Genomic DNA, 16,488 nt, shown 5'->3' on the forward strand with positions numbered 1-16,488 from the left:
AAAAAAGCCCTTCATTAGCACTTATTTCCCACAAAACCCGTTGAATTGGTTTGATTATAGCCCAGATAATAATTTGTGACTAATAAGGCATCTCCTGGTGTAATTTTTCCGTCTTTATTTGCATCAGCACAGCATTTATTGGGGGGTGTTGGTATTTTGCCAAGATACATGTTAAATATCATCGCGGCGTCTGTAGAGCTAATTACTTTATCAGAATTTACATCGCCAATTGTCGAATTTTTTATGCAACTCACTCTCTGTCCGCTTAAATAAGCGGCCTCTCCTGTTGTACTGCAAGCAGCAACAAAAAAAACAGCAAGAATCAGCGCTGCCATCAAAAACAAAGCGTTCCATTTCATATTCATCACCTTTTTTAATTGATATCTTGTATTCTGGAAGAGGACATATATATACATTTCTGTTTTTCTAGAAAAACCTATCTAATTTATGACAATGCTTCCAATGGTTTAACTAATGCCATTTTTCGGAAAAGTTTAAATAAAAATCAAACTACTCCGCCTTGATGAACATCCTTATAGCGGGCGCAACAGGCTTTCTTGGAGGCGAACTGTTAAAACAGCTGTCTAAGACAAAGCACAGTATAAGGTGCCTCGTGAGAAAAAAAGAGGACTCATCACGTTTTTCAGCCAAATGCTATATTGCTGTCGGCGATCTGCTTGATTTGGATTCACTGTATGCTGCAGCAAAAAACATAGATATTGTTTACTGCCTCGTCCACACAATGGGCATTCAAAAAAACAGGGGAAATTTGCTCGCAACTGAAAAAACAGCTGCCCTTAACCTTGCCAAAGCATGCAGAAAGAACAACGTCAAGAGAATAATCTACATGAGCGGCCTGATGGCGGCAAAGGATGCAAAATCAGAGCATCTCAAAGGAAGATGGATTTTTGAAAACGAAATAATAAACAGCGGCATTCAATACACTATTTTCAGAGCAGGCATGATTATCGGCATGAAAAGCCTTCCGTTCAGGACTTTGTATTTGACTGCAAAATACTTTCCAATCATTTTTCTTCCAAAATGGGCGAAAACAAAAATGGAGCCTGTTGCCTTAGATGATGTTTTGTTTTATTTGATTGATTCATTAAAAAATAAAAAAACAATTAATAAAATCATTGAGATTGGTGTTGGAAAAGGGTATGCTTATGAAGAAATACTGGGAGAAATAGAAAAAGCCATTAAAAAAAGAAGGCCGCACATCATTCTTCCCTTTTATTTGCTGAGATCAACTGCGCTTTACATATCTATTCTGGCAAATACGCCATATAAAGAAACAATCGAGCTTGCAAAGAGCCTGAAGATAGATATGTATTGCAGGGAAAGAAAGATCAAAGATATTTTTAAGAGAGAGCCTTTGGATTTTGGGAGCGCAATAAGGAATGCATTATCTTTATAGAAAGATATTTATACTAAACCCTAATATATTCGGGTTATGTGGATCGCAAAGATAAAGCTAAAGCACGACTGCATCATAGGAAGCAGGTGCAAGGATTTTAATGTTGTTGACACTGGAATTTCCTTTAACATTTATCAGGAAAAAGGCATTACTTATTCTCCGCAGATACATACTGTTCATGGCGATGAAGAAAGCATTAAAAAATTTTTAAAAGACTTAAAAAAAGACAAAAGAATAAAAAATCTTGAAATAGAAGGGAATTCGTTCTTTTGCATTGAGGTGAGAAAAGAGAAAGTTCCCTCAACATTTAAAACAGAAAAGCTAATTTTTGTTAAGCCTGTTTTTGTTGATAAAAGCGGCTATGAAACATGGGAAGTTGCCTCTTGGAGAAAAGACATATTGATGGAATTCATTAACAATGTTAAAGAAGAAATAAAAAATACTGAAATCCTGAAGATCCAGCAGACAAAATTAACTGATGTGTATTACCCTCATCTGATGCCTAAGCTGACTCCTAACCAGAAAAGAGCAATTGAGCTTGCCTTTGAAAACGGATTTTATGATTTTCCCAAAAGAACGAACATGGAGAAGCTAGCTGAGATCATGAAAGTATCCGCTCCTACATTCTGCGAGCATATTAAGAAGGCCGAGAAAAAGCTGATGCCCGACATAATAAAGGCAATAGAATAGCTAAATGGCAATTATGGCCTTAAATACCCAAATATATTAGGGTAAAATTAGATATAGTAACTGTTTCTTACTTAATAGTAATTAAATAATATGGAGGCAAAGAAAATGGATGTCGCATATATAGCACGAACGCAATTTAATAAATATCACCCGCCAGCTGGTATCGGTATCCAATTTATAGAGAATCAATTTAGTTATGGTCTTTTCAGAACATCCATCAGGCATAAGAGTAATTGGCAAAATATAGATATCATGTATAGGGTACAAAAGATAGCGAATCGTTATGTGATAAAAAGAGGGCAATCATCAGGATTCAACATATATCCTGTGGAATTAAGGAAAAAATTAGAAACCAATAAATCAAAATTGAAATATTGGAGTCCTATTTGGTACGAGCAAAAAATCAAGACTCAAGAACCATTTAAAACAAAAGGAGAAGCAATGATTAAATGTCTGAAACTGCTAAGAGAAGAATTAGATTTAGAAGGTTATCTGATGTTAGAAGAGATATATAAAGATAAGGTCAAGGTTCAACCAAAAAATTTGAAAGAATTTGAAAAAGCACTAGAGAATACCCAATATGGTGAAGATACTTTAGGATTATTTGGAAGTGTATGGGATACAGAGATAATGTCAGACTATATTAAGAAACAGTGTCGGTTGTCAAGAATAACTTTGTAATATATTGATATCATTACAACGAAAATAGTAATCAAATAATATAGAGGCATGAAATGAAAAATAATAATGGAAGAATAATTAAATCAACTCAATTAAAAAAACCTATCTAATTTATGCTGCTCCTTGCTTTCAAGAAAATCCTCTTTTCTATAGCCCAGAACCTCAAAGATCTTCTCAACTGAGGGAACAACCTGGTTTTTGATATAGTAATCTGGATCGTAATCCTCTTCTGTCACTTCTTCAGGCAGCCTTGCCCTCTCGCTTATCGATTCCTTTGAAGAGTTCTCTTTGCTTTTCGCAATAACATACTTTATCATTGAGCCAGCTCCGACAGGAATGCCTTTCTGCTCCATTCTTTTCGCAACAGCAACATGCGGGCCAATTGAATCATAACCTTTAATCTCCTTCTGCATCTGCGTATAAATGACAACCTTATAGAGAGGAACCTTTTTAGCTTTTAAATCAGCTATAACGCCCTGCACATAATTGAATGCCTTCTCCTTATTGTTCTCTTTCAAAATAATATTGAGGACATTCTCCTGCGTTTCCTTTGCAACAACACTCCAGTTCCTCCTGACTGTTTCAAATCCTTTTATCTTTATTTTTCCGTCTTCAGGCAGCAATGCATATTTCTTCTTCGCCCCATACCCCGTCATCTTTGCAGAAACAAAAATTCCAGCAGGGTAATATCCTTCATACCCGAGCTCCATCAATCCTGGAAGATCTACATTTATCCTTTCTGAAAATTGTTCAGCATCATTTTTAGTTTTTCCATCCAATGTTAAAAACACCGAGTCTGTATCGGAATAAATAACATTAAAACCGTCTTTTTTTGCTTTGTCAATGACCTTATGGATGTAATATCTGCCCCATGCTGTTACAGACTGAGCGCATTCAAGATTATACCATCGCGCTCCAAAAAATCCCAGATAGCCGTAAAAAGAATTGCTCAGCACTTTTAATGCTTCAGACCTGGCATCCAGCAGAATATGTTTGCCCTTGTTTTTTATCAGCTCTTTGATTCTCATTCTTCTTGTTATCAGGTCTTCCATTATTGAAGGAATAAATCCTTTCCTGTTTTTGCAGAACCAGTGTTTTTGCTCGCTTCCTTCTGTTGGAGTCGGCTCGGCTTTTCCCTCGCAGCAGTCGCAGTCCATCATTCCAGGATCAATATTGTGGCTGCTTATTATTGTTGGATAAAGGCTGCGGTAATCAAAAACAACAATGTCTTTGTACAATCCAGGAGTCGGCTCATAAACAAATCCACCCTTATAGCTATGCGTTTTCCTCTCCACAATATCGTCATGAGTTGGCCTGTTCATTATTATTTCATTGAAGTTCTTGCTCTGCTTCATCATATAAGCTTCAACCAAAAGAGAGAAAGGCATCCTTTCAACATCAAAAATCGGAAAGCCTGTTATCTTGACAAGCTCAATAAGATTCGGAAGCACCTTTTCGCATATGCTGTAAGTTAAAAAAGAATCCCTTAAGTTGTATTTGCAGAATTCCTCAAGCTTTTCATGGTCTTTGTCCCATGCCTCGGCAAGCTTGTCAAGCTCAACATCCTTTTTTCCCTCTCCCAGAAGCTCATTCGCAACAGAATCAAGATCATAATAATCAGTTTCCATTGCCCTGCCGATAACCTTCAGCACAAATTTAAAAATATCAATATGAACCAGGCCAGTTATCTGCGCCAGTGTTTTTCTTCCCACTGTTATCTTGATGCCTGAATGATCCATTCCAAGATCGAGCTTTATCTTATATTTTCTGGCTCTTGCTTCAAGATAAGGCAGGTCAAACCCGTCAGAATAATAGCCCACTAAAAGCTCTGGCTTGTATCTTTCAATTGTGTCCCTGAAGCGCTCAATCAGCTCAAGCTCGCTGTCAACAAATTCAATGTACTTTTCCTCTGTCCTGAACCTTCTCCACGTTATCACTTTCTGAAAATCCTTTCCGTAAAAGCTAACCATTATTATCGGGTTTTTTTCCATATCAACATTCTTGCCGTATGGATTGTATGTTTCAATGTCAAACGCTAAAATTTTGAAATCTGCAACAGACTCCTCGCCAAACTGCGCAATATTTTTCGCTTCCAGAACAGGGACTTTGATTCTTTCTGTTACAAATTCACCCTCAACCTTGACCAGAGCAAGCGGCGTGATTCCCTTGTCTATAAGATATCTCTTTGTAAAAAGTATGTCTGCTTCATAAACTCCTTCAACATCATCCCATATCTTTATTTGTTCCCTGATAACAGATACTGCGGCAGGAATATTTGTATAAACTTTTATTGCCTCAATTTCCTTTCCAAGCAGCTTTTTATTGATCAGCTCTGTTTTAGTTATCCTGTATTTTCTTTCTTCTCCCTCAATCTCTATTTGCTCAAGCTTCTTCCTCAAACTATCTTTGTTTGTTCCCCGTTTTGCAATAATCAGAAAGTAAGGCTCAAAATTGCTGTCTTTGACGCAGATCGATGCCCCCTCAATTGTTCTTCCGAATATGTAAATGACAGGCTTCTCATTGACAACCTTGTATTCTATGTCGATCGGAAAAAACTGCACTGTAACCATATTACCCCCTTATAACATATGTTAATCGACAGAGATTTATAAAGATAGTGGAAAAACAGACATATCGGTATCGGTTATTTTATTAGTTATCCGATACTTAGGTTTTTTGGAAATTTATGAAGATAATGGAAAAAATAGAAACACTAAATTTAAAAATACAAGTCTATTCCTGAGGCTATGAATAAAAAATCTTCAAAACAAACCGAAAGAAAATATTCGAGAGGAGATTTAATTCTTGCTGGAGGAATTGGAGGTATTGGGGGGTTAGTTATGGGCTACATAGAAGGCACCATCGGAAACTTAGCTATACCGACATCGTTGAGATGCATAAATGATAAGTTAGACGAAAATCTTGATAGCATTTTGAGAGATGACATCGATAGGGATGACAGAATTATGAACTTATTTTATCATGCTACGCGGCTTCCAATTAGGCTCTATGCCCATGCAACTTTGTTATACAAAGCATTTGCGAATATTGCTGAGGTGATAAACAAACAGGATATTAATGAATTAGACTCTGCTGTACTTTTAATCCCGAGCATTATAAGTTTAGGTTACGAAATTTATAGGGCAAAAACAGGCAAAACTTTCAAAGAAGCTTTATATGCTTTTTGGGTTTGGGGGCATACATCTCACGAGCGGTATAAAAACTAATAAAGAAAATCACCTAAATATTGCTATAAGCAACCATCTTGTTAGGCCATATATAAGAGTTAAGAAATTAACATTATTAATTAGACACACTCATATGGTAAGTTTTAAAAACAAAGCCACTTTACCCCTTTCTTATGTACGATCTAATAATAATCGGAGGCGGGCCAGCTGGCCTGAGCGCAGCGATCTATGCAGCCAGATTCATGCTAAAGACCCTGATCATAACAAAAGAAGTTGGCGGCGCAATAGTCGAAGCCCACAAAATAGAGAACTGGCCTGGCTATAAATCCATTTCCGGCATTGATCTGATGAAAAATTTCAAGGATCAAGTTACTGCTCTTGGCGTTGAAATTGTTGAAAATGAAGTTGTTGATGTTGAAAACAAAAAGGGCTTTTTCAAAATAAAAACCAATGAAAATAAAACTTATGAATCGAAAAACACGCTCTTTGCATGCGGCACAGTGAGAAGGAAACTTGATGTAAAGGGCGAGAAAGAATTCACAGGCAAGGGCGTAAGCTACTGCGCAACATGCGATGCTGCATTCTTCAGAAACAAGGCTGTTGCTGTTGTCGGCGGGAATAATTCAGCTGCAAGAGCTGCCCAGTTATTGGCGGAATACGCAAAGGAAGTTCATATCATTTACAGAAAGGAAAAACTAAGGGCAGACCCGATTTTAGTCGCCCAAATATCAAAAAACAAAAAAATAAAGATAATAAACAATGCAAACATTGCAGAAATAAAGGGAGATAAATTTGTCACAAGTGTTATTTTTGATAATGGAAAAGACCTTAAGGTTGACGGGGTGTTTGTTGAGATCGGATCAGAGCCGTGCTCTGCATTTGCATCAAAACTCGGCGTTGCATTAGACAGCACCAATCACATGATTGTTGATAAGGCCCAAAAAACAAGCATAAAAGGCATCTATGCAGCAGGCGATGTGACAAACAACCAGATGAAGCAGATAATAACAGCCTGCGCTGAAGGCGCTGTTGCTGCGAATTCTGTTTATGAAGAGATGAAATAACACGCTGCAGCTTCTCAAACATTTCCTGTTTCTGCTTTTTCCCATAGCACATCAAAGTAGTTTTTAAAGTTTCTGTAAAGAATATCTGATTCTATCTCTATGCATCTCAATTCATCCCCCCAAAGAAAAATAAGCACCTTGTTGTTTTTGTAGAGGTTAATCTGCATGGGGCTTGTAAGTTCAGGTGGAAGCCTTCTTATCTCCGAAATTTTAAGTTCTGGATCGCCTGACTGCGTGAACTCCTTAGCAATATCTGAATAGTCTTCATGCGAGCTTAACACTTTCAGCCCAATATTTCTTTTTATCCTAACTTTGTGATATTTGAAAAACCATTTCTTTAATTTCTCGCCTCCTTTTCCGTATGATGCGCCGAGGACATAATATTTTTCTCCTGACTTCAGATGGTCTAGCATGGAACTGAATTTTTCAGTCACTTCTTCAAATCCCCTGTAAACATATATATCCTGATTCCATAATGCATTGAACTGCTCTTTGAAAGAATCTGCCAGTTCCTTGTTCTCAATCATCACGCAAACGACATTAGTTGAATTGCCCATCCTCAGTATGACCTTATTGCCGTATATATTCGCAGTTGCTGGCGAACTCATTGCCTCTGCAAGAATTTTTCCTTCGAAGGCAACTATCTTTTTTCTCGTTTCATAATATTTTTTTCCGGCATCTGAAAATATTGTTTTCGAGTTTATCTTATTCTTTGCCCTTAATTCGTAATGTTTTTGGAAGAATTGGCCCAGTTTTTCATCCTGCTCCCCAACTACGAATGCATAAACAATATCTCCTTTTTTCAAAGTTTTGAATATGTCGTTAAATGCAGTCTCCAGGCCTTTCATTCCCCTGAACAGAGTTGCTTCTGTCCTGTATTTTGCAAGGGTCTGCTTTAGCTGCAGTTCGGGAAGAATCTTCCTCACATTATTTTCAGATTCCTCAAGCCTTAACTTCTTTTCTTTCAGATAATCCAATATCCTTTCTGGAGGTGCTGCTTCAAAATGTTTTATCCCCCTTTCGACAACAACACTCGCTAATCCTTTTTGCATTAATCTTTCCAGGATCTCATATATTTTTGAACTCGAAGCCCCCGATTTATCAACTATCTTTCCGGTTGTACAGCTACCTAACTCAAGCAATGCCAAATAAACGCTTATTTCCGACTTTGTCAGCCCTATTTCCTCCAGCAGCCCGATGTCCATCGCAGTACAAAAGCAGATCTTATATATAAACTTTATTATTTCTCCCCCCTAAGGGTGAGGTAATGTTTATATACTTATTACTACTCTAAGATGGTTATAATAAATAAAAAGGGAGGCAAATAAAATGAAAACATTAAAAAATGCGGTTCGTGCGGCATCGGCAGGTTTAGGGCTGTTATGCCTTGCTTCAATGCTTTGCGCTGATGAAACAGAATATAGGGCAATAACACAAACATCCGCTAAAATAACAGACAAAGTTGGAGTCTGGGTTCGCACGGAAGACAGGTGGAAGAAAGGCGATAATTATTATGATGAAGAAAAGATTGGCTTTGACTTCACAGTTGGCAAGTATCTGGCATTATCGCCTGCTGTTTGCAACAGAAGAGTGGGCAGCAGCGACAGTGATATTGCTTTTTTAACAGTTTCCACTTCCAAGAAGATGGGCAATACTGCATTAGTTGGCGCTCTGACCGAAGAATACAATCTTGATGCAAAGACATCATTGACAGAGCCTTTTGTTAAGATAGCAAGACCTGTAAAGCTTGGCGATATAAGGATGGCGCCGTATGCTTACGATCTGGCTTTCATATCTAATGCAGATGGAAGTTTGAGGGAGAACAGAATCGGAGTTGGCATTGAGCTTCCTCTGGCTGAAAAGATCAAATTGGCTGTAGAATATGCTATAAGGGACATGGATCCTGCAGTAGGGAAGAACAGCAATATGTATACAGTCAGCGTTAATGGTAAATTTTAAACACTGAAAATTCCACCATTCTCTGAATGGTGGTTTACTCCGTAAACCACAGATCAATATGTGAAATTTTGGTGTGCTCAAATGTCAAAAATGTCTGCATTTTTGAGCAAATTGGAAATGTGAGCATTTCCAATTAACCGCCTGATTTGGTGGATCGCAGCGACATGCCATCCATCTGTGATGGGTGGTTTTTGACATTATTTTTTTATTTCTTTAATTTTAAACTATGGCATAAGACATTAATGATTGTACCTTTTCATCTAATCTCATGATGTTTTATAAAGTCAATTATCCTGCCTAGAGTTTCTTGTTCCCCTTTGTATAAATTATACTCGTCTGCCAGCGTATCGCCTTTTAAAGGAAGATCAGAAACATAGCCCGCAAACCCAAAGTTTATGTCAAGAAACCTGTGAAACCATCTTCTTGCGTCATTTACTGCTTCTGCGCTTTCCCTGCTTTCCAGCTCCACACATATGCAGCCATTTTTCCTTGCCTCTTCAAGCTGTTCAATAGACTCATCTACTAGAGTGGGCACATTGAAATTTAACTCGCTCTTGCCTTGAGCTAAAACATTATGCATCGGATACTCAAATCTTTTTCCGTTTTTTAGGTCAACATCATCAATGATTGCTGTCGGATAAACCAGATCATTCCTTTGCATATTCTCCTCTAAGCCGCCTACACGACCAAACATAAATAAATCAATTTCCAGTTTTTTGCCTTCATTTTCCGCTAGTGCTGCATATTCCCTAAGCATCTTATATATTATGTGTTTTGCCTGATCAGCATAAACAGGGCCTATGTTCAATATCTTCTCACCTTTTATTTCAGTTATCTGAGCATCCAGATATTCGCTTTGGCCCTTTGCAATAATCTTGGTTGCTTTTGCTACGGCATCTATTGAGCCAAAAATAATTTTTCTTATATCCTTGATATCACAACTCGGGAATACTCTTCTGTCCTTGTATTTTTCTGAAGGAACAAACAAGCCGGCTACAAAATCATAGGCGTGGTTTTCATAGTAAATGTTTGCATCTCTTTCGTTATTGTTTAAATGGCGAATTTCAAATTCCATATTTTTTCCGCTAACTGCAATATACTCTTCAATCAGCCGCCTGTACCTCTCTCCTCTTCCAAATCCGCTGTATTGAGGTATAAGCAATGTTCCTTTTCCGAAAGGAGGCCCGTAAAAATAGATAGGTTCACGCCCATTCTCCTGTACAACTCTTTCAAAATCACCATGCTCCCTGCGAATGATCTGTTCCAGTGACGAAGGCAGACTTCCGTTATAAAGCTCGATTTTTCCGATATCCTCAGGAGCCAAGTTTCTGCCAAAAAGCCTTGTTTCAGCATACTTGATCAGTTTTCCTTTTGTGAATATTGAGATCATTTTATTGTTTTGCCTCTTCAAAATATGTTCTTAAAGCCTCTTCAATCACATGGCTTTTGCTCCTGAAAAGCCTGTTTTTGGCCATAGCATCATTTATTCCAAGAATCAGATCCTGCTCTATTGTTACGCTTAACTTATGCCTCATAGGGTAGTATGATGCACTCATCATTTATAAATCTTTCTATTTTTAACTACTTTATGGTAGTTTCATTATTGGGATTAAGTTTAAATATTACTGTATTTATTACACTATCGATGGAGGAATTTAAAAAAGACAGGTTCTATATTGCAGTAGATGCTGTAGTCTTTACCATATTGGATAAAGAGCTCAAGATCCTCCTGATAAAAAGAAAAAACGATCCTTCTAAAGGCAGATACGCCCTGCCTGGCGGGTTTGCAGAGCTAGATGAAAATCTTGAAGATGCCGCAAGGCGTGAGCTGGAAGAAGAAACGGGCGTAAAGAATATTTTCCTGAAAAAGCTTCATGCTTTTGGCGATGTTGGCAGGGATCTCCGCGGCAGGGTTATTACAATCCCTTTTCTCGCTTTAATAGATGGCGATAAAATAAAGCTTAATTCGACATCTGATGCGGAATTGGCAAGATGGTATCCTATTGACCGGCTTCCGGAGCTGGCATTCGACCATAAAAAAATTATTGACGATGCGCTGCAGCATTTAAGATTTGAAATGCAGAATACAAACATTGCATTCCAGATGATGCCTGAGAAGTTCACATTGACAGAACTGCAGCAGGCGCATGAAATAGTGCTGGATAAAAAGATAGATAAGAGGAATTTCAGGAAGAAGATCGGTGAATTAGGGATATTAAAGGGGCTGACGGAAACAAAAATGGAAGGAGCTCATCGCCCGGCAAAGCTTTATTCTTTTAAATCTAAAACATACAAAATGCTGTGATTTTTTGACATATATTCTGCAGTATAGAAATATTTATATACTTGTTAGTGTATATAATACACTAAGAGATAAAAGCTCAGTTATTTTTTCATCATAGTAAGTGTATAAAATACAATAAGTAAATGAGAAAAAATGAAAGAAAACAAAACAATGCTTACGGACCTGTACCAGCTGACAATGAATGCAGCCTATTTTGATAACGATAAAGATGATGCTGCAACATTTGACCTGTTTATAAGAAAACTTCCAAAGGACTGGGGGTATTTCATAGCCAATGGAATTGAAGATGCTGTTGACTATTTAACAAACCTAAGATTCGAGGAAGATGATATAGCTTACTTAAGAGAACAAGGGATCTTCAATGAAGATTTTCTGGAGTTCTTGAAGGATTTCAAATTTGAAGGAGATGTTTATGCAATAAAAGAAGGAACTCCGATATTCCCAAATGAGCCAATATTACGGGTAACTGCAAAAAGAACCCAGGTGCAGTTTGTTGAAAGCGCCTTATTGAATATTATAAATTTTCAAACAATGATCGCAGCCAAAACAAACAGGGTTGTAAATGCCGCTAATGGTGCAGGGGTTGTTGATTTTGGCTTAAGAAGGGCGCAAGAAGAAGATGCTGCAATAAAGGGAGCAAGAGCCGCTTATATCGCCGGAGCAATAGCAACTTCAAATGTTAAAGCCGGAAAGGAATATGGAATCCCGATAAATGGCACTCAGGCGCATAGCTTTGTAATGGGCTTTCCTACTGAATTAGAATCATTCAGAGCTTATGCTAAAACATTTCCGAACAATCCAACTTTGCTGATTGATACTTATGATACGCTGCAAGGAGCAAGAAATGCCGCAGTTGTTGCAAAGGAACTAGAGCAGCAAGGCAGGAAGCTTGGGGCAGTAAGGCTTGACAGCGGGGATTTGGCAGATTTATCAAAAAAAGTAAGAGCAATCCTTGATGAGCAGGGCCTTAATTATGCCAGAATAGTTGCAAGCAATGATCTCAATGAATACAAGATAGATGACTTAGTGAAAGCAGGAGCTCCAATTAATGGCTATGGTGTTGGCACAGAGATGATAACAGCCAAGCCAGTTGCCGCGATTCCTGGCGTCTATAAGCTAGTAGAAGATGATGATGGGGCAAAGATCAAATTAAGCAATGAAAAAAGAACATTGCCTGGCAAAAAACAAGTTTACAGAATAGAAAATAAGGGAAAATATGAAAAAGACATAATTGCTTTAGAAACCGAACAAATAGAAGGAAAACCCCTGCTGGAAAAAGCAGTTCTTAATGGCCAGAGAGTCAGAGAAAGAAGAGAGCTAAAAGAAACAAGGCAATACTGCTTGGAAGAAGTTGCAAAACTTCCTGATGAATTAAAACAGCTTAGAGTTGATCAACAATACACTATCGAGTTAGCTCCAGCTTTAAACAATTTAGTGGAGCAATTAACAAAACAATATGGAGGCGGGTAAAATGGACCAAGAACGAGCGAGAGCAGTTGTTAAAGATGCGCAGGGCAGAATGCATCTCTTGCTGCAGGAAAGGAAATATGCGGAAGACGAGCAAATCAGACAATTTGATGCCGTAACTGTAGACGTGCCTTTAGGAGATCGGCAAGCAAAGCCCCAGTACTATATTTTGAGGATAATCGAGCAAAAGAAAGAGCAGGATTACCAGAGGAGGTGGGTGAGATGAGGATATTCTACGATGTAGACACGCAAAACGACTTCATGAACAAGAATGGAGCATTGTATGTGCCTGATGCAGAATTAATAAAGCCAAATTTAGCGAAACTAACATGTTTTGCTAAAGAGAAGAATATTCTTATTGCAGGAAGTGTTGACAGGCATTTTGGCACTGAAGAATATAAATGCAGAGAAGGAGAACTGCAAAGATGGGGCGGGCCTTTCCCAGACCATTGTATGAATGGAAGCAAAGGAGAATTGAAAATTTATGATACCGCTCTTCATGTCTACCCAACCAGATCAGGAGGTCCAGTAACAGACAGGGACTTTGATGCAGGAAGATATATTGCCCATGAGAGGGAAACAAGTTCAATAAAAGAAAAACTGAGATGGGCTAACAATATAATGGATGTTAATGGGAATCTGATTCTTCTTTACAGAGACCCAAAGAAAGAAAATCTTCCAGTATATTTTGAAAAACAGAATTATGATGTTTTTACAAACCCTGCTGCAGATTATTTTTTCCAAAGACTGCTGAAAGCCAGAAGATTTGACAAAGAAGCAGTAGTCTACGGCGTGGCAACAGATTATTGTGTCAAGGCAGCAGTTCTAGGAATGCAGCAAAGAGGAGTTCAATGCTATGTTGTAGAAGATGCAATCAAGGGGGTTGATCCAAAAACAACTGAAGCAGCTATTGAAGAAATGAAAAAAGCAGGAGCCAAATTTATCAATACTAAAAAAGTTTTGGAGGAAATAATAAAATAAAGGTGTTTCATATGGAAGTGCAAACATACAGCATCGTCATAGGAACTGAGGCATGCAATGCAAGCTGCCCTTATTGCGTATCTAAAATGACCCCCCAGTTAGGTGTTGAAAATAAGCATGTAGATGTTAACTGGAGAAATTTTGACATAGCAGCAAGATACGCTAAAGATTGCGGTGCATCTACTGTGCTTTTAACAGGTAAAGGAGAGCCAACCTTGTTTCCAAATCTTATAACAGACTATATGAAACATTTGAAAGATTATAAATTTCCTTTTATCGAGCTTCAAACAAACGGCATAACTTTGGCAGAATCAGCCTATGACAAATACCTCAAAGAATGGTGCGATCACGGCATGACCTTAGTAGCGATTTCAATAGCGCATTATGATGCAGAGAAAAACAGAGAGATCTACCTGCCAAAAAGAAAACAATATTTTGATTTGGAAGGTCTGATAAGCAAACTTCATTCGCAAAAATTCAGTGTAAGATTGTCATGCACGATGCTTAAAGACTACATTGATGATATTGCGGGAATAGAAAAATTGGTGGAGTTCGCAAAAAAGAACGATGTAGAGCAGCTGACAATAAGGCCGGTAAGAAAACCAGAGTCAAGCAGGAACGATGAAATTTTTGATTGGGTTGACAAGCATGCTGTTGATAATGATGCCCTTAAACGCATAAAAGATCATCTTGATGCAAATGCCACTCTGCTCATGGAGCTTGCGCATGGCGCTGCAGTGTATGATCTTGGCGGCCAGAACATATGCTTTACTGATGCACTAACAATTGATCCAAAATCAAGCCAGATCAGGCAGTTAATATTTTTTCCTGACGGCCATCTCAGATATGATTGGCAGTACAAGGGGGCGATCTTGCTATGAAACAATTAAAGGCAATGAATGCAGTCTACAGTTATTATTTTCCAGAAGTTAGAAAGTTAATAGATGATTTAATTAAAGATTATCCGCACGAAATATTTTTAACATCAAGCAATGTAAACTTAGACCAGTTTCATGAGCCAGTACTTGAAAAACTATTGAAGTTTTATGCAGGCGCTGTTCCTGATCTAAAAAATTTCAGATTTGCATATCCGACATCCGGCTCAAGTGAAGGCATCAGGGAGTATTTAACTTTATTGCAATCTAGAGGAGTTAATCAGATTTATGTGCTGAAAGGCGAGTATGAAGGCTTTAAAGAAACTGCCAAAACCAGAAATATTGCTGCTGTTGAAATTGATTTAGAAAAAACATCACCATCTAAACTAGAAAAAGGATTATGGTTCATATCCAACCCTTCAGCTAGGGATGGCAATATAATTCCTAACGAAACAATAATGGATATATGCGAGTCAGGGCACAGAATATTTTACGACATGGCGTATGTGGGCTCCACTACGCAGTATAAATTTGATGTCAATCATAAAAATATAGAAGCCGCCGTGATATCATTGAGCAAGCCATTTGGGTTATTCCGTTATAGAGTGGGGTTTACTTTCAGTAGAAATGATGTTCCTTCACTTTACTCTAATAAATGGTTCAAAAGTATTCCTGCCCTTTTAATCGCAGAAAAGATTTTTGATAATATGGAGGTTGATGAATTATACGCTAAATACAGGCCAGTTCAGAAAAAAATTATTGAAGAGATCAATGATGAGTTTAAGCTAGCTATACAACCTAGCGATGCGATACTTTTAGGTTACTTGCCAAAAGATGACGCAGCCAAGCTTGACAAAAGTTTGCAGGAATTAATAGCTCCGTTTGAGAGAGGAGATAACTATAGGTTTTGTTTAACACCTTATTACGAACAAAAAGAAAAGGAGAAACCAAAATGAACCTCGAAAAAAGAATAAAATTAGCACAAATGGACCCAGAACTTGTAGCAGGCGAAATTGGGAATTTCATAGTCGAAAGAGTGCTTAAATTCAAAAAAACAGGCGGCGTGATTGGATTGTCCGGCGGTGTGGATTCAACAGTAGCGGCAGCATTGGCAAAAAGGGCCTTTGATGCTTACAATAAAAATCACCTAGAAAATCCACTGGAATTAGTTGGTTATATCTTGCCTTCTAAAACAAACGATCCAAAAGACGCAGAAGATGGAATTAAAGTTGCAAAAAGGCTCTGCATAAGATACGAGATCAGAAGCATTGAAGATATTGTGGAAGCTTACAAAGTAACAAATCCAGAAGCCCTTAATGATAGATATCACAGAGGGAATTTAACTTCTGAAATGAGAGCAGTAGTTCTTCATGGAAAAGCTGCCACAGAAAATAAATCAGTTATTGGAACAGGCAATCGCGATGAAGATTATGGATTGGCTTATTACACTCTCTTCGGAGATGGAGCAGTGCATATGAGCCCACTAGGCAGGTTGCCGAAAAGATTAGTGCGGCAAATGGCGGTTTATGTTGGATTTGGAGATCTAGCATATAGAATTTCAACTCCTGGATTAGAGCACGGCCAAACTTCTTTCAAGGATCTTGGCTATGACTATGAATTTTCCGAAGTGGTGTTGGAAGGGCTTGATCAGGGAATTAAGCCTGAAGATCTTACTGCGCATTGCCAAATTATCCCATATGCAAAAGAGCAGATAAAAAAATACACACAATTGCACGGCAAGCCCAAGTTCACCAAAGTCGAGGAATTTATTGATGATATTATTATTAGGCATAAAGTTGCTCTTGAAAAATCAAAGCTTGTAAGCCCGAAGATTGCAAAAATCACCTTGAGGTGCGATTAA

At 38.0% G+C, this 16,488-nt stretch carries 18 protein-coding genes; 13 read left to right on the forward strand and 5 right to left on the reverse strand.

The genetic code is table 11. From position 1 onward, the window contains the following. Positions 1–14 precede the first annotated feature (14 nt). On the reverse strand, positions 15–359 hold the full coding sequence (locus Q7J54_05595) for a dockerin type I domain-containing protein (protein ID MDO8741016.1): 345 nt from the start codon (positions 357–359) through the stop codon (positions 15–17). 164 nt (positions 360–523) lie between these two features. Between Q7J54_05595 and Q7J54_05600 the strand changes: the two genes are divergently transcribed. The 3 genes from Q7J54_05600 (at position 524) to Q7J54_05610 (ending at position 2,788) form a co-directional block, all read left to right on the forward strand. Beyond that, positions 524–1,417: an NAD(P)H-binding protein gene (locus Q7J54_05600; GenBank protein ID MDO8741017.1), complete on the forward strand. Its 894-nt coding sequence runs from the start codon at positions 524–526 to the stop codon at positions 1,415–1,417. 36 nt (positions 1,418–1,453) lie between these two features. Then, positions 1,454–2,107, forward strand: coding sequence for a helix-turn-helix domain-containing protein (locus Q7J54_05605; GenBank protein ID MDO8741018.1), 654 nt, complete (start codon positions 1,454–1,456; stop codon positions 2,105–2,107). Positions 2,108–2,212: 105 nt separating this feature from the next. After that, entirely contained in the window at positions 2,213–2,788 is a 576-nt protein-coding gene (locus Q7J54_05610; protein ID MDO8741019.1) for a hypothetical protein, read from the forward strand. Between the two features lie 92 nt (positions 2,789–2,880). On the opposite strand, the gene Q7J54_05615 is transcribed toward Q7J54_05610, so the two are convergent. Then, positions 2,881–5,358, reverse strand: coding sequence for a DNA-directed DNA polymerase (locus tag Q7J54_05615; GenBank protein ID MDO8741020.1), 2,478 nt, complete (start codon positions 5,356–5,358; stop codon positions 2,881–2,883). Positions 5,359–5,535: 177 nt separating this feature from the next. On the opposite strand from Q7J54_05615, the gene Q7J54_05620 reads away from it, so the two are divergent. Further along, complete coding sequence (locus Q7J54_05620) at positions 5,536–6,015, forward strand: hypothetical protein (protein ID MDO8741021.1); 480 nt, start codon at positions 5,536–5,538, stop codon at positions 6,013–6,015. Between the two features lie 134 nt (positions 6,016–6,149). Further along, positions 6,150–7,040: an FAD-dependent oxidoreductase gene (locus Q7J54_05625; protein MDO8741022.1), complete on the forward strand. Its 891-nt coding sequence runs from the start codon at positions 6,150–6,152 to the stop codon at positions 7,038–7,040. A 14-nt stretch (positions 7,041–7,054) separates the two neighbouring features. On the opposite strand, the gene Q7J54_05630 is transcribed toward Q7J54_05625, so the two are convergent. Beyond that, the gene (locus Q7J54_05630; protein ID MDO8741023.1) at positions 7,055–8,245 is read right to left on the reverse strand and encodes a helix-turn-helix domain-containing protein; all 1,191 of its coding nucleotides are present in this window, start codon (positions 8,243–8,245) and stop codon (positions 7,055–7,057) included. A gap of 124 nt (positions 8,246–8,369) precedes the next feature. On the opposite strand from Q7J54_05630, the gene Q7J54_05635 reads away from it, so the two are divergent. Beyond that, positions 8,370–8,999, forward strand: a complete 630-nt coding sequence (locus tag Q7J54_05635) for a hypothetical protein (protein ID MDO8741024.1) — start codon at positions 8,370–8,372, stop codon at positions 8,997–8,999. A gap of 256 nt (positions 9,000–9,255) precedes the next feature. On the opposite strand, the gene Q7J54_05640 is transcribed toward Q7J54_05635, so the two are convergent. Both Q7J54_05640 and Q7J54_05645 read right to left on the reverse strand, forming a co-directional pair. Continuing rightward, on the reverse strand, positions 9,256–10,389 hold the full coding sequence (locus Q7J54_05640; GenBank protein ID MDO8741025.1) for a hypothetical protein: 1,134 nt from the start codon (positions 10,387–10,389) through the stop codon (positions 9,256–9,258). Position 10,390: 1 nt separating this feature from the next. Then, the gene (locus tag Q7J54_05645) at positions 10,391–10,558 is read right to left on the reverse strand and encodes a hypothetical protein (protein MDO8741026.1); all 168 of its coding nucleotides are present in this window, start codon (positions 10,556–10,558) and stop codon (positions 10,391–10,393) included. 86 nt (positions 10,559–10,644) lie between these two features. On the opposite strand from Q7J54_05645, the gene Q7J54_05650 reads away from it, so the two are divergent. From Q7J54_05650 to nadE, 7 genes are all read left to right on the forward strand, one after another. Continuing rightward, entirely contained in the window at positions 10,645–11,304 is a 660-nt protein-coding gene (locus Q7J54_05650) for an NUDIX domain-containing protein (GenBank protein MDO8741027.1), read from the forward strand. Positions 11,305–11,436: 132 nt separating this feature from the next. After that, complete coding sequence (locus Q7J54_05655; protein MDO8741028.1) at positions 11,437–12,774, forward strand: nicotinate phosphoribosyltransferase; 1,338 nt, start codon at positions 11,437–11,439, stop codon at positions 12,772–12,774. Between the two features lies 1 nt (position 12,775). Then, positions 12,776–12,997: a hypothetical protein gene (locus Q7J54_05660; GenBank protein ID MDO8741029.1), complete on the forward strand. Its 222-nt coding sequence runs from the start codon at positions 12,776–12,778 to the stop codon at positions 12,995–12,997. Further along, on the forward strand, positions 12,994–13,752 hold the full coding sequence (locus Q7J54_05665; protein ID MDO8741030.1) for an isochorismatase family protein: 759 nt from the start codon (positions 12,994–12,996) through the stop codon (positions 13,750–13,752). Before Q7J54_05660 ends, Q7J54_05665 begins: the two co-directional genes overlap by 4 nt. A gap of 11 nt (positions 13,753–13,763) precedes the next feature. After that, complete coding sequence (locus Q7J54_05670) at positions 13,764–14,633, forward strand: radical SAM protein (protein MDO8741031.1); 870 nt, start codon at positions 13,764–13,766, stop codon at positions 14,631–14,633. Then, complete coding sequence (locus Q7J54_05675; protein MDO8741032.1) at positions 14,630–15,583, forward strand: aminotransferase class I/II-fold pyridoxal phosphate-dependent enzyme; 954 nt, start codon at positions 14,630–14,632, stop codon at positions 15,581–15,583. Before Q7J54_05670 ends, Q7J54_05675 begins: the two co-directional genes overlap by 4 nt. Then, a complete protein-coding gene (nadE, locus tag Q7J54_05680; GenBank protein MDO8741033.1) occupies positions 15,580–16,488 on the forward strand; it encodes an NAD(+) synthase in 909 nt (302 codons plus the stop codon). The genes Q7J54_05675 and nadE overlap by 4 nt, the downstream gene beginning before the upstream one ends.

Source organism: Candidatus Woesearchaeota archaeon (genome assembly GCA_030651135.1).
In the GTDB taxonomy this organism is placed as follows: domain Archaea; phylum Nanobdellota; class Nanobdellia; order Woesearchaeales; family JACPBO01; genus JACPBO01.

Coding starts and splice junctions, on each gene's coding strand:
- Q7J54_05660 (MDO8741029.1), top strand. CDS start 12,776: ATGGACCAAGAACGAGCGAGAGCAGTTGTTAAAGATGCGCAGGGCAGA.
- Q7J54_05655 (MDO8741028.1), top strand. CDS start 11,437: ATGAAAGAAAACAAAACAATGCTTACGGACCTGTACCAGCTGACAATG.
- Q7J54_05620 (MDO8741021.1), top strand. CDS start 5,536: ATGAATAAAAAATCTTCAAAACAAACCGAAAGAAAATATTCGAGAGGA.
- Q7J54_05600 (MDO8741017.1), top strand. CDS start 524: ATGAACATCCTTATAGCGGGCGCAACAGGCTTTCTTGGAGGCGAACTG.
- Q7J54_05665 (MDO8741030.1), top strand. CDS start 12,994: ATGAGGATATTCTACGATGTAGACACGCAAAACGACTTCATGAACAAG.
- Q7J54_05670 (MDO8741031.1), top strand. CDS start 13,764: ATGGAAGTGCAAACATACAGCATCGTCATAGGAACTGAGGCATGCAAT.
- Q7J54_05595 (MDO8741016.1), bottom strand. CDS start 359: ATGAAATGGAACGCTTTGTTTTTGATGGCAGCGCTGATTCTTGCTGTT.
- Q7J54_05615 (MDO8741020.1), bottom strand. CDS start 5,358: ATGGTTACAGTGCAGTTTTTTCCGATCGACATAGAATACAAGGTTGTC.
- Q7J54_05610 (MDO8741019.1), top strand. CDS start 2,213: ATGGATGTCGCATATATAGCACGAACGCAATTTAATAAATATCACCCG.
- Q7J54_05630 (MDO8741023.1), bottom strand. CDS start 8,245: ATGGACATCGGGCTGCTGGAGGAAATAGGGCTGACAAAGTCGGAAATA.
- Q7J54_05635 (MDO8741024.1), top strand. CDS start 8,370: ATGAAAACATTAAAAAATGCGGTTCGTGCGGCATCGGCAGGTTTAGGG.
- nadE (MDO8741033.1), top strand. CDS start 15,580: ATGAACCTCGAAAAAAGAATAAAATTAGCACAAATGGACCCAGAACTT.
- Q7J54_05625 (MDO8741022.1), top strand. CDS start 6,150: ATGTACGATCTAATAATAATCGGAGGCGGGCCAGCTGGCCTGAGCGCA.
- Q7J54_05605 (MDO8741018.1), top strand. CDS start 1,454: ATGTGGATCGCAAAGATAAAGCTAAAGCACGACTGCATCATAGGAAGC.
- Q7J54_05645 (MDO8741026.1), bottom strand. CDS start 10,558: ATGATGAGTGCATCATACTACCCTATGAGGCATAAGTTAAGCGTAACA.
- Q7J54_05650 (MDO8741027.1), top strand. CDS start 10,645: ATGGAGGAATTTAAAAAAGACAGGTTCTATATTGCAGTAGATGCTGTA.
- Q7J54_05640 (MDO8741025.1), bottom strand. CDS start 10,389: ATGATCTCAATATTCACAAAAGGAAAACTGATCAAGTATGCTGAAACA.
- Q7J54_05675 (MDO8741032.1), top strand. CDS start 14,630: ATGAAACAATTAAAGGCAATGAATGCAGTCTACAGTTATTATTTTCCA.